This window comes from Ochrobactrum sp. 19YEA23 (assembly GCF_029909865.1).
Classification (GTDB): domain Bacteria; phylum Pseudomonadota; class Alphaproteobacteria; order Rhizobiales; family Rhizobiaceae; genus Brucella; species Brucella gambitense.
The window spans coordinates 1-12,276 of sequence record NZ_JASAMQ010000005.1 but is presented as its reverse complement, the minus strand read 5'-3'; the positions used below and the strand labels follow the sequence as shown (position 1 = coordinate 12,276).

The following is a 12,276-nucleotide window of genomic DNA, read 5'->3' as shown; positions in this document are numbered from 1 at the left end:
CGGACGTGCAGCAGGCAACGGCTAAACCCTTCATAAAAAGCGGATTTCTGACCGGCAGCGATATGGGCCTGGCGGCAGGCATGATCATCATCCTGACGGTGCTTTTCTTGCCCGTTCCAGCGATGGTGCTGGATATCGGTCTGGCCTTTTCCATCGCTTTTTCGGTGTTGATTCTGATGGTGGCGCTGTGGATTCAGCGGCCGCTCGATTTCTCGGCCTTTCCGACCGTCCTGCTGATCGCGACCATGATGCGACTCTCGCTCAATATTGCGACGACGCGTGTGATTCTCACTCATGGCAATGAAGGCTATCTCGCCGCGGGCCATGTGATTCACGGCTTCTCCCAATTCGTGATGGGCGGCGATTTCGTCATTGGTCTCGTTGTTTTCTGTATCCTGATTATCGTCAACTTCCTCGTCATCACCAAGGGTGCGACGCGTATCGCAGAAGTGGGCGCACGCTTTACCCTCGACGCCATTCCAGGCAAGCAGATGGCCATCGATGCCGATCTTTCGTCGGGCCTGATCGATGAAAAGGAAGCGCAGCGCCGCCGCCGCGAACTGGAAGAAGAAAGCTCCTTCTTCGGTTCGATGGACGGTGCCTCGAAATTCGTGCGCGGCGATGCCATTGCCGGTCTGATCATCACCGCCGTCAATATTTTCGGCGGTATCATCATCGGCGTTACCCGCCATGACATGAACATTTCCCATGCGGCTGACGTCTTCACCAAGCTGTCGGTTGGTGACGGTCTCGTCACGCAGATTCCTGCCCTTATCGTTTCGCTCGCCGCCGGTCTTCTGGTGTCGAAGGGGGGAACGCGCGGCTCTGCCGATCAGGCGATTTTCGGCCAGCTTGGCGCTTATCCAAAGGCGCTTCTGGTTGCGTCGATGCTGCTGTTCGTTCTCGGCATCATGCCGGGCCTTCCGGCGTTTCCATTCTTCATGCTGGGCGGCGCGATGGCTTTTGTCGGCATTGCCGTGCCTCGCCGTCAGGCGCGCCAGCGCGAGGCCGAAGCTGCTGAAGCGGGCAAGAAGCAGCGCGAGGCCGAGGATCAGGAACGCAATTCCGTCAAGGCATCGCTGGAAACCAGCCAGATTGAACTTTGCCTCGGCAAGCAGCTTTCCGCACGCCTGATGGCTTCGCAGCAGGAGCTGGCGCATCGCGTTAACAAGATGCGCCGCAAATTTGCGCAGGAATACGGCTTCGTCATTCCCGAGATCAAGGTCACCGACGATCTTGCCCTGCCGCCCAAAAGCTACCGCATCAAGATTCATGGTACGTCGGTGGCCAGCCATGAACTGCGCGTCGGTGAAATTCTGGTGGTGCTGGGCGAGCGCCCGATTCCGTCGATCCCCGGCGAGGAAACGCGCGAGCCGGCCTTCGGTATGCGCGCCTATTCGGTGCCGGAAACCTTCGCCTCCGATTTGCGCCGCGACGGCTATATGACGGTTGATAATCTGTCCGTCCTGCTCACCCATCTCAGCGAAATCGTGCGCAATAATCTGGCCCAGCTCTTGTCTTACAAGGATATGCGCATTCTGCTGGATCGTCTGGGGCCGGAATATCGCAAGCTGGTCGAGGATATCAGCCCGGCGCATATTTCCTATTCCGGTTTGCAGGCCGTGCTGAAGCTTCTGCTGGCCGAGCGCGTGTCGATCCGCAACCTGCATCTCATTCTCGAAGCCATTGCGGAAATCGCGCCGCTGGTGCGCCGTCCGGAAATGATTGTCGAACATGTGCGCATGCGCATGGCGCAGCAAATCTGCGGCGATCTTTCCGATAATGGCGTGCTCAATGTGCTGCGCCTTGGCAATCGCTGGGATCTGGTGTTCCACCAGAGCCTCAAGCGTGACGCCAAGGGCGAAATCGTCGAGTTCGATATCGACCCGCGCCTGCTGGAACAGTTTGGCACGGAAGCATCGACCGTCATTCGCAAGCATTTCGACAATGGCGAGCGATTCGTCCTCGTGTCGTCGCCGGAAGCGCGGCCCTATATCCGAATGATCATCGAGCGCCTGTTCGCAACCTTGCCGGTGTTATCGCATGTCGAAATCGCGCGTGGTGTGGAAGTGAAATCGCTCGGCGCGATCTCATAGGTTGGGTTCTTCTGTTCGCTCGACCCCTCGATCCTTCGAGACGCCCCTCCTTCGCTACGCTTGGAGGGGCTCCTCAGGATGAGGGGAGGGGAGCCAGACTCCCCCTCATCCTGAGGAGGTGCCCTGAGCGCAGCGAAGGGAACCGTCTCGAAGGACGAGGGGATAGAGCATTTCCAGCAAAAGTGCGAAGCGGTTTTGCGTCGGATAATGCGTAAAACCAAATAGATAGAGCGGTTCCACAATTCCGTTTAACCGGAGCCGCTCTTGTTATTGATTGATACGCGGAAAGGGGCCTGAGTGCCGATCGCGCAACTGCCGCTCAACGATATCATTCTGGCAGCCGTTCTGGCGTTCTGCCGCGTCGGCGCATGCTTGATGCTGATGCCGGGGATTTCGAGCGCGCGCATTCCGTTGCAGGTCCGGCTCTTCATCGCACTGGCGTGCTCTTTCGCGGTGCTGCCGCTGGTTTTGTCGCGCATTGTCACCGCCGTTGATGGCGGTGCGCCGTGGACGCTGTTTCGTCTGATGGCAAGCGAGATGTTTGTCGGCGCGGTAATTGGCATTCTGGCGCATATCTATTTCTGGGCGCTGCAATTCATGGCCAACACCATGGCGATGGCCATAGGCTTTAGCGGCTCACCCGCCGATGCGATTACCGAATCGGAACCGCAGGCAACGCTTGCGACCATCGTGACGTTCAGCGCGCTGCTGCTGTTCTTCGTCACCGACATGCATCTGGAAATTCTGCGCGCGCTGCTGAATTCCTATACGGCCATTCCGGTGGACGGGCGATTCCGGCCCGATGCGGCAATGATCGATTTTACCGATGCGCTGTCATCGGCCTTCATGGCGACGTTGCGAATCGCAGCGCCATTCATCGTCTTTGCGATTCTGGTCAATTTCGCAGTCGGTTTGGTCAACAAGCTGACGCCGTCGATCCCGATCTACTTCGTGTCGATGCCTTTCGTGCTGGGGGGTGGGTTGTTGGTGATCTATTTCATCCTGCCGGAACTCCTGCGCTTCTTCACGAACGAAACCGCCACGCAAATGCGCGCTTTGTTTTGAGGTGGTCATGGCCCAGACCAACACACGCAATCTGAAAAAGCTGATCGATTTGCAGAAGCTGGGCAGCGCCCGGCTCGAATCGGCGCTTGCCGTTTCCAATGCCCGCAAGCTCGCGCTGGAAGAAGAGCGTCTGGCGCTCATCGCCATGCAGGACCGGCGCTATGACGGCGCGGTCTTCGATATCGATCCGTCGCTTCTCATCAAGCGTCTCGGCGCAAACGCAGTCGAATCGCTGGCGCTCGAATCACAGCTCGAATCGGAGCGCAGCGCGCTTTTGAAGGAACAACGGCGGGTTGAATTGCTGGAAGACCGGCTGGTAGAGGCCAAAAACGAGCTGGATCGGCATGAATTGGCCACTCTGATCGAAGAATTCGTTAGCCGGAAAACCACGAAAACGCCGTCTGAGCCACGCTGAACTCACCCACAAGTTTCAGTCAAGTTTGACCCATTATGGTGCACTCATAGGATGAAGAAGGAAACTTTGCATGGCGATCAACCCGCCGTCAGATCTGGTGATGGATGTAGCCCGCGCGGCCGATCCGCAGGCCTATCGTATGGCGGCGGAACGGTTGAAGTCGGTCTCCGGCACCATGCAGGCGACGGCGTCTTCCGTGACAGGGCTGACACGGGACAATTTCGCGAGCTTTTCCGACAGTCTTTCGGCGGGCGTGACCATGCGGCCCGACGCGCAGAATACGATCAATCCGGCCTATCGGAAATTCGAGGCCTTCATGCTGCAATCCTTTGTGCAGTCGATGTTCACCAGTGACACGACAGCAACCTTCGGCAAGGGCATAGCGGGCGATTACTGGAAGTCGATGATGGCGGAAGCCATGGCGAACAAGATGGCGGATGTCGGCGGTGTCGGCATTGCCAGACTGCTTGAGGAGCAGGCGGCGCGCAAAGGGCGGGCAGACGCGCCGAACACTGCAGCATTAGGAGATGTGATCAACAATCTGGGAGAGACTATGAGCAACAATGCGGTTTCGAAAGACATTGTCCATGGCTTCGAACGCACGCTCATCCAAAAGCAGCTTGAGAAAAACGACGACGCGGATAGTGCGCGCGGCTGAACGATAAATGCCGCAGAGCGCAACGCGACGTCCCCCGAAATTGAGGAACCTTGAAATGACCGAGACAAGCTCTGAAACCAGCCTGCCGCCGGAAGAATCGCTGGTTCTCGCCCAGGCGAGCGAACAGGTGCATGATCTGGCCCACCAGGAACTGGCGATGGAACCGGTGCAAAACCCGACTTTGAAGCCGGTTGTTCGCGCCATCCAGCGTCTTGAGGACGTCATCGAAACCGAAACGCGCCTTCTCATGGAGGGCGGCAATCCCGATCTTGCTGAAATCAATTCGCGCAAAAGCCGCGGTCTCTATGATTTCAACAAGGCTATCAAGAAGGCTGCCGGTCTGGCCGAGCCTGCATCGCTGAAAGGCTTGCAGCCGCTGCTCGACAGCCTGAAGCAGAAGCTTGAGAAGAATTGTGAAGCGCTGCAGCTGCATCTGCGCGCGGTCGGCGAGCTTGCCGACGTGATCCGCGGCGCATTGGAAACACAGGAAGCCGACGGCACCTATTCCATGCAGAGCGCGAGGCTCGGTCACGCGCGATGATCCGCATTTTCGTCATTGGCTTGTGGATTTGCGCTGTCGCTTTCGGGTCGCTGTTCATGGCGACCCGTCAGAACGCGGCATCGTCCGGTGAGGCGCAGGCCGCCGTTGGCGGCTTCGGCGGCGTGGATTACGTCAAGACGGACGTGATGAGCGTGCCGATCATCTCCAATGGCGGTGTCGCGGGCTATGTCGTGGCGCAGCTCGTCTATACGGTCGATTCGAATATCCGCAAGAAGCTGAGCGTGCCGCTGGAGCTGTTCATCAGCGACGAGATTTTCCGCAAGTTCTACGGCAGCTATTCGGATACGAAAGAGGTTGAGAAAGTGCAGTTCGAGGATGTTCGCGCCTCGATCATCTCAGATCTGAATGCGCGGTTCCCGGAGCCGGTGATCAAGGATCTGCTGGTCGAGCAGTTCAACTATATTTCTGCTGAAGAAATCCGCGCCATGAACATGCGCGGCGAGCCGACATCGACCGCCCCGGCCAACCAGACGCCCGGAAAGCAGGCCAATGCCAATATCAATGATGGGCAGGCGGCTCACAGCGAATAGTATTTTCCGCCAAGCTGGGCCAAGCGTTCGCTGTCCAGCGGCGTGACTGTCGGATCGGTGATCAGTTCGACGCCAATTTCCCGGCCGTTGCGCCAGGCGATGCGGGCCAGAAGGGCGCGCTTGTAATAATCGTCGAACAGCCAGAACCTGTCGGGCAAGGTTGGGGTTTCCATGGTTCTCAGCTTGGCGCCATGGGGGGACAAGTCGCTGAACTGGCACTCAACGATAAACTGTCCGTCCAGGTCTATCAGTTTCCCCGAACGTAACCTTGTCCTCTGTCTTTCTTCCTTGCGCCGCTCTTGCGGCGACTTCATGCGCGCCATATGAAAATCTTACCCACTAATCCCCTGAACTAGGTATTTTTAGCAGATTTCGATTTCCGAAGCGTTACTTTTAAAGTTTCACTTCCAAAATTAGGTACTTCCAATGGGTTAGGCTCTTGTTAGGCTTGGGGCCCCTAGTGATCGCCACAGGCCTGGCACAAGCCGCGCAGTTCGAGAGTCGTCTTGCGCGACTTGAAACCGTTTTGCAGGCTCCAGGCGCTGACGAGATTTTCAATCGCCGCATCGGAAAATTCCGTTACCTGACCGCACTTCTCGCAGATCGCAAAGGCGACGAGACCCTGCTGATGGCATTGCGGATGCGCGCAGGCCACGAAAGCATTGAGGCTTTCGAGGCGATGGATAAGTCCATAGTCGAGCAGCTTTTCCAGCGCGCGATAGACCTGAAGCGGCGCGCGAAAGCCGTCGTCCCGCAACTGGTCGAGTATCGTATAGGCGCTGAGCGGCCCTTCCGCCTTGGACAGAACATCGAAAACGAGGGTCTGGTTGCGGGTCAGATCCTGTTGCGTGTGATGATGGTGGTGATGCGTGCTCATTGTTCAGCAGTCCGTTTCGATGTGGCCTCAGCTCTTTTATGTAAGGGCAGAAGGCTGAAAATGAAAATGGCAAGCGCCGCGACCACGATGGAAGGGCCCGACGGCGTGTCGAAATGAATGGAGCCATAGAGGCCACCAACAACGCCTGCCGCACCAACCAGCGATGAAAGCACCGCCATTTGCTCAGGCGTGGAGGCGAAACGGCGGGAGGTTGCAGCCGGTATGATCAGCAGCGATGTGATCAGCAAAATGCCGACGATCTTCATCGCAATGGCAATCACGATTGCCAGAAGCAGCATGAAAATGACGCGCGAGACGGCGGGGTTCATGCCTTCGGCTCGTGCGATATCTTCGCTAACTGTCGCTGCCAGCATGGGCCGCCATAACCAGGCCAGTACGGCGAGTACGAATGCGCCGCCAGCATAGATATAGACGATATCCATGCGCGAAACGGCCAGAAGATCGCCGAACAGGAAGGAAAGAAGATCGACGCGAACCCATGTCATGAAGGCAACGATCACCAGACCGAGCGACAATGTGGCATGGGACAGAATGCCGAGCAGCGAATCTGCCGACAATGTGTGGCGGCGCTGCAAGAGCAGCAGGATCGCGGAGATCGCGACCGACACAGCGAAAACGCCGATCATCAGATTGATGTCGAAGATCAGAGCCAGCGCCACGCCAAGCAAGGCGGAATGGGCCATGGTGTCGCCGAAATAGGCCATGCGCCGCCAGACGATGAAACAGCCGAGCGGCCCGGTGGTCAGCGCCAGACCGATACCGGCAATCAAAGCGCGGGTGAAAAAGTCGTCAAGCACGGTGTACACCTTCCCCATGATGATGTTGGTGATGCTCGTGCTCGTGCTCGTGCTCGTGCTCGTGCTCGTGCTCGTGCTCGTGCTCGTGATGATGACCGTCATCGGCATGGCAATGATCCGTCACCGAACCATCGCTGTGCAGCACGCGCCCGTCTGGCAAATGCGTGTGATCGTGATGATGCTCATAAACGGCGAGCGGTCCAACGGCGCGACTGCCGAACAGGCGCACATATTCCGGGCTTGCGGTCACGTCGCGCGGGGTTCCGCTGCAACAGACATGACCGTTGAGGCAGATGACCCGGTCGGTCGCCGCCATGACGAGATGCAGATCGTGCGAGATCAGCAATACTCCGCAGCCGGTCTCGTCGCGGAGCCGCGCAATCAGTTCATAAAGAGCGGCCTCGCCGGAAAAATCCACGCCCTGCACAGGTTCGTCCAGCACCATGATATCCGGCTTTCGCGCCAGTGCCCGCGCCATCAAGGCGCGCTGGAATTCGCCGCCGGAAAGGTGAGCTGTCTCCGCTTTCAGAAGATGCGGGATGCCGACCACCTCAAGCGCCGCAGCGATCTCCTGCTTGCTCAAAGGGCCGGTCAGCGTCAGCAAACGTTCCACGGAAAGCGGCAGGGTGCGGTCGATGTTGATCTTCTGCGGGACATAGCCGATGCGCAGGCCGGACTTGTGGATGATTTCGCCTTCATCGGGCTTGAGAATGCGCAGCGCCATCTTGGCGGCAGTGCTTTTGCCCGCGCCATTCGGCCCAATGAGCGTGACGATCTCGCCGCGCTCGACCTTTAGATCGACATTGCGCACAAGCCAGCGCCCGTCGCGATAAACACCGGCGTTTTTCAGTTCAATCAGCGTTTCCCGCGCCTGACCGGAGGCCTGACTGGCGGGGATTGTATTCTTTCTGGCCATTGCAATCGGGGCTTTCGCTGCCTGCATCTTCATTTCGCTTAAAGCGCATTCCAAAGGATCATCCGCCGATTCGGACTTTTTCCCAGCGTCTTTTTCGGGCGGCGCGACACGCCATATCCCGATTATGAAATCCACCCGCCCATGCTGTCACACAGGACAGCAATTTCAGGATGAATGCGATATCGCCGAAAAAAGCCGGGGTGAATTTCTCCAAAAAAGGGTTGCTTGACCTTATGGCAGACGTTATAGCATAACGCAACTGACGTAATAAAATAACATATCATCAGAATATGATGCACATCCCCGCTCATTCAAGAGAGATAACATGAAACATTTGCGTTCCCTGCTGCTCGCCTCCGCATTTCTCACTGGTCTTGGCGGCAGCGCCTTTGCCGCAGAACGAGACGGTGTCGTCGTTTCGATCAAGCCGCTCCATTCGCTTGTTTCTGCTGTCATGCAGGGCGTTGGCGAGCCAAAACTGATCGTGCAGGGCGCGGGTTCCGAGCATGTCTATAGCCTCAAGCCTTCCGATGCTGCGGCTATCGAGCATGCAAAGATCATCTTCTGGGCTGGCCCCTCGATGGAAACCTTCCTCGACAAACCAATCGATACATTGGGCGAGGGCGCCAAGGTCGTCGCGCTCGGTGAATCGGAAGGGCTGACCCGGCTGAAATTCCGCGAAGGCGGACCGTTTGAGGCGCATGATCATGGCCATGAGGGCGAAGGTCATTCGGAAGCGGGCGAAGGCCACTCCCATGAAGGCCACGACCATGCCCATGGACATGATGACGGCGACAAGAAGGAAGCGGAAGCCGGTCACGATCACGCTGCCGAAGCGGGCGAAGGCGCGCATGAGCACCACCACCACGGCGAATATGATCTGCATTTCTGGCTCGATCCGGAAAACGGCAAGGTGCTGGTCACCAATATTGCCAAGGTTCTGAGCGAAAACGATCCGGCCCATGCTGCGCAATATGAGCAGAACGCCAAGAACTATGCCGAAAAGCTGGACGCGCTCACCAAAGACATCGCGACGGAATTGCAGCCGGTGAAGGACAAGCCATTTGTCGTGTTCCACGATGCCTATCAGTATTTTGAAAATCGTTTCGGTGTGAACGCAGCCGGTTCCATCACCGTCAGCCCGGAAAAGGCTCCAGGTGCTGCCCGCATTCAGCAGATCCACGACAAGATTAAATCGCTGAAGGTTGCCTGCGTGTTCTCCGAGCCGCAATTCGAACCGAAGCTCGTCAATACGGTCATTGAAGGAACGGATGCCAAGACCGGCGTTCTGGATCCGCTCGGTGCAGAATTGAAGGACGGTCCTGATCTTTATCCGCAACTGATCCGCAATATGGCGGATTCGCTGAAAACTTGCCTGTCCTCATAATAGCTGCGGTTGCTGTCCCTTCCTAAAGCGTTTGCAACCGCAACGACGCCGGGCCATCCCTCGGGTGGCCCGGCGTAAGATAATCCGTCAATGGCGGCACTGCCGCCTGTTTTTTGCAATTAAAATGTAATGATATAACATTAAAAGGACGATGTTATGAGAAAACGGCTCCCAGTCACAGTCCTGTCCGGCTTCCTTGGCGCCGGCAAGACGACGCTTCTCAATCATGTACTCAACAATCGTGAGAATCGCCGTGTAGCGGTTATCGTCAACGATATGAGCGAGATCAATATCGATGCCTCGCTGGTGCGCGAAGGGGGTGCCAATCTCTCGCGTACCGAAGAGCAGCTGGTGGAAATGACCAATGGCTGCATCTGCTGCACGCTGCGCGACGATCTTCTGAAGGAAGTTTCCCAACTGGCTGAGCAGGGGCGCTTCGATTATCTCCTGATCGAATCGACCGGCATTTCTGAGCCGCTGCCGGTGGCAGCGACCTTCGAGTTTCGCGACGAGCAGGACAAGAGCCTGGCCGATGTGGCGCGGCTCGATACGATGGTGACGGTCGTGGATGCGGCCAATCTGCTGAAAGACTATGCATCGAACGATTTTCTCCGCGATCGGGGTGAGTCGCTGGGCGACGAAGATGAGCGAACCCTCGTCGATCTTCTGGTCGAGCAGATCGAGTTTGCCGATGTCGTGGTGCTGAACAAGGTTTCCACCGCGTCGCCCGAAGAACGCGATCTGGCCCGCAAGGTCATTCATTCGCTGAACCCCGATGCGCGCATCGAAGAGGTTGATTTCGGGCAGGTTCCGCTCGATGCCATATTGGATACGCGCCTGTTCGACTTCAACAAGGCGCATGAACATCCGCTTTGGTACAAGGAGCTTTACGGCTTCAACGATCATGTGCCGGAAAGCGAGGAACATGGTGTTCGCTCCTTTGTCTATCGCGCGCGTCGGCCTTTCGACCCGACAAAGTTCCAGTCGTTTCTCGATAAGAGCTGGCCGGGCGTGGTGCGGGCCAAGGGGTTCTTCTGGCTGGCGACCCAGCCGGATTATGTCGGCGAGATCAGTCAGGCTGGCGCATTGGTACGTACAAACAAGCGCGGGCGCTGGTGGTCGGCGGTGCCGAAAAACTATTGGCCGACCGAGCCGGGCTGGACGAGCGCGATGGAGCCGTATTTCCACAAGGTCTGGGGCGATCGTCGTCAGGAGATCGTCTTCATCGGCGTCGATCCGATGCGCGAGGAAGCGCTGACAGCCGAGCTGGACACATGTCTGGTCGAAGATGAGACCTTTGCGCCGGAACGCTGGTCGGCGCTGACCGATCCGTTCCCGAACTGGTCGGTCGCGGCCTGAACTAAAATGCTATTCCGACAGCGAGGCGAGCGCCTTGCTGTCGGCAAGCGTGCGGTGGTCCAGCACATTGGCAATGGCCTCACGCACATCCAGCATCATCAGACGCACTTCGCATTCTTCTTCGTCGCAGTCGTCGCAAGGGTGATAGTCGGTCTTGCTTGCGCAGGCGATGGGAGCCAGCGCGCCATCCAACGCACGGATGATATTGCCGATGGCAATTTCATTGGCCGGACGCGCGAGACAAAATCCGCCGCCCTTGCCTTTGCGGCTGAGGACGAAACCGGCATTGCGCAGTTCAGTGAAGATATTGTCGAGGAACTTTCGCGGAATATGATGCTTTTCGGCGATCTCACTGGCTGAGGCCAGTTGTCCATCGGCTATTCCGGCCAGATGAACCATGGCTTTCAGGCCGTATTTGCCTTTCTTGGTAAGCATGCCACCCCTGCGAGACTTTCAGATAAAAAGCGTAGCGGCTAAACCGAGCTGCGACAAGTCTTTTTGCCCCTGCCGGCTCATCTTATTGGCCGTCTCGCAAGGCTAGCGCCAACGCGCCTTGCAAGGCATCGCCAAGTGGCGGCTTATAAAGTGCGCGGTGTGGCAGAAAGGGGAGCGCCGCATAGGCATTTACCAGCCCGCCAGTCATGCTGAAGCGACCTACCTCCTCTACGCCTAGGCGGTCCAGTCCGCGGCGGAGGGAATCGCAGGCTCGTTGCGTGATCGAAAGGCCGACAGGGTCACCTTCCATCGCCCATTTAAAGACCAATGGCGCTAACGCGGCATAGTCCGCGGCGGTCGCGTTGCGCGAAAAGGTGGTGATCTCACGCGCATCATTCTTAAACTGTGCCAGTGCGGCGTCGATCAGCTGACTGCGCGCAGCCATGCCATCCGCAACGAGCAGCGCCTCTTCCAATAGCTCGCGTCCTAAACGTGCGCCGCCCGCATGGTCGCTGAGCATGAAGCCGCGCCCACCCACAATCTCAACGGTCTCGCCGGTGCGCTTGATAAAGGCCGAGCCGGTTCCGACAATGATCATTACGCCGTCACCATCGCCGAGCGCGCCTTGTAGCGCGGTGACCGCATCCGACATGATCCTGACTTGCCCGAAGGGCAGCGCATTATAATGCGCTTCGCGGTTGGCCAGCGAGTTGGCTCCGGCGAGACCCAGCACCGCCCGCGCTTCACTTAAGACTGCAATGTCGAGCCCGGCATTCGCGGCGGCCCTCTCTGCGACTTCTATTATATGCGCGAGTGCAGTCGGCGTATCAGCGCCGATATTGGCTGGTCCGCCGGTGGCGCGACCCAGAATAGTCCCAGCTGCGTCCGCGAGGATCGCCCTGCATCCGGTTCCTCCGCCGTCAACGGCAATGCGATACGGTATGTGCTTGATTGTCATATGTTTGTCGCAACTGTTCGAATCGACAGGTTTCATCGGTTGATTTTATGTTAAAAGACACCATATTGGCTGTGGAAAAGAAAACTGGATTTTTGTTGGAAGTGGTGTTGACAGTTTGGCTTAGTCCGCCCTATATAGCGCCACAACGAGGGCGGCGACGCTGCTAGCGGCAGGTTGCTTCGTCCTTGAGTTCCAGTGAA

General features: G+C 57.6%; 14 protein-coding genes. 8 read left to right on the top strand and 6 right to left on the bottom strand.

Going from position 1 to position 12,276, the window contains the following annotated elements; translation table 11 throughout:
* The first annotated feature begins 5 nt into the window (after nucleotides 1-5).
* The 6 genes from flhA to QBD01_RS13930 all read left to right on the top strand — a co-directional run bounded on the left by flhA (nucleotide 6) and on the right by QBD01_RS13930 (nucleotide 5,326).
* Nucleotides 6-2,096, top strand: coding sequence for a flagellar biosynthesis protein FlhA (gene flhA, locus QBD01_RS13955; RefSeq protein ID WP_182523057.1), 2,091 nt, complete (start codon nucleotides 6-8; stop codon nucleotides 2,094-2,096).
* 297 nt (nucleotides 2,097-2,393) lie between these two features.
* Entirely contained in the window at nucleotides 2,394-3,161 is a 768-nt protein-coding gene (fliR, locus tag QBD01_RS13950) for a flagellar biosynthetic protein FliR (RefSeq protein WP_182523056.1), read from the top strand.
* A 7-nt stretch (nucleotides 3,162-3,168) separates the two neighbouring features.
* Entirely contained in the window at nucleotides 3,169-3,576 is a 408-nt protein-coding gene (locus QBD01_RS13945; protein ID WP_280993309.1) for a hypothetical protein, read from the top strand.
* A 70-nt stretch (nucleotides 3,577-3,646) separates the two neighbouring features.
* Nucleotides 3,647-4,234 (top strand): rod-binding protein, encoded by a 588-nt coding sequence (locus QBD01_RS13940; RefSeq protein ID WP_280993308.1) that lies wholly within the window; start codon nucleotides 3,647-3,649, stop codon nucleotides 4,232-4,234.
* Nucleotides 4,235-4,289: 55 nt separating this feature from the next.
* Entirely contained in the window at nucleotides 4,290-4,775 is a 486-nt protein-coding gene (locus QBD01_RS13935; protein ID WP_182523053.1) for a flagellar protein FlgN, read from the top strand.
* The gene (locus tag QBD01_RS13930) at nucleotides 4,772-5,326 is read left to right on the top strand and encodes a hypothetical protein (protein ID WP_280993307.1); all 555 of its coding nucleotides are present in this window, start codon (nucleotides 4,772-4,774) and stop codon (nucleotides 5,324-5,326) included. Before QBD01_RS13935 ends, QBD01_RS13930 begins: the two co-directional genes overlap by 4 nt.
* Here QBD01_RS13930 and QBD01_RS13925 read toward each other — a convergent pair.
* The 4 genes from QBD01_RS13925 to QBD01_RS13910 all read right to left on the bottom strand — a co-directional run bounded on the left by QBD01_RS13925 (nucleotide 5,314) and on the right by QBD01_RS13910 (nucleotide 7,937).
* Nucleotides 5,314-5,649, bottom strand: a complete 336-nt coding sequence (locus QBD01_RS13925; RefSeq protein WP_280993306.1) for a PilZ domain-containing protein — start codon at nucleotides 5,647-5,649, stop codon at nucleotides 5,314-5,316. The genes QBD01_RS13930 and QBD01_RS13925 overlap by 13 nt on opposite strands.
* Nucleotides 5,650-5,783: 134 nt before the next feature.
* A complete protein-coding gene (locus QBD01_RS13920; RefSeq protein ID WP_078340887.1) occupies nucleotides 5,784-6,203 on the bottom strand; it encodes a Fur family transcriptional regulator in 420 nt (139 codons plus the stop codon).
* Complete coding sequence (gene znuB / locus QBD01_RS13915) at nucleotides 6,200-7,039, bottom strand: zinc ABC transporter permease subunit ZnuB (protein ID WP_280993305.1); 840 nt, start codon at nucleotides 7,037-7,039, stop codon at nucleotides 6,200-6,202. The genes QBD01_RS13920 and znuB overlap by 4 nt, the downstream gene beginning before the upstream one ends.
* Nucleotides 7,014-7,937 carry a metal ABC transporter ATP-binding protein gene (locus QBD01_RS13910; protein ID WP_280993564.1) on the bottom strand — a complete coding sequence of 308 codons (924 nt, stop codon included), beginning with the start codon at nucleotides 7,935-7,937 and terminating at the stop codon, nucleotides 7,014-7,016. Before QBD01_RS13910 ends, znuB begins: the two co-directional genes overlap by 26 nt.
* 325 nt (nucleotides 7,938-8,262) lie before the next feature.
* Here QBD01_RS13910 and znuA point away from each other — a divergent pair, with 325 nt between their 5' ends.
* Both znuA and zigA read left to right on the top strand, forming a co-directional pair.
* Entirely contained in the window at nucleotides 8,263-9,324 is a 1,062-nt protein-coding gene (znuA, locus tag QBD01_RS13905) for a zinc ABC transporter substrate-binding protein ZnuA (protein ID WP_280993304.1), read from the top strand.
* Between the two features lie 156 nt (nucleotides 9,325-9,480).
* On the top strand, nucleotides 9,481-10,683 hold the full coding sequence (zigA, locus tag QBD01_RS13900; RefSeq protein ID WP_280993303.1) for a zinc metallochaperone GTPase ZigA: 1,203 nt from the start codon (nucleotides 9,481-9,483) through the stop codon (nucleotides 10,681-10,683).
* Nucleotides 10,684-10,692: 9 nt separating this feature from the next.
* On the opposite strand, the gene QBD01_RS13895 is transcribed toward zigA, so the two are convergent.
* Entirely contained in the window at nucleotides 10,693-11,118 is a 426-nt protein-coding gene (locus QBD01_RS13895; protein ID WP_280993302.1) for an Rrf2 family transcriptional regulator, read from the bottom strand.
* Between the two features lie 82 nt (nucleotides 11,119-11,200).
* Entirely contained in the window at nucleotides 11,201-12,076 is an 876-nt protein-coding gene (locus QBD01_RS13890; protein WP_280993301.1) for a BadF/BadG/BcrA/BcrD ATPase family protein, read from the bottom strand.
* Nucleotides 12,077-12,276 lie beyond the last annotated feature (200 nt).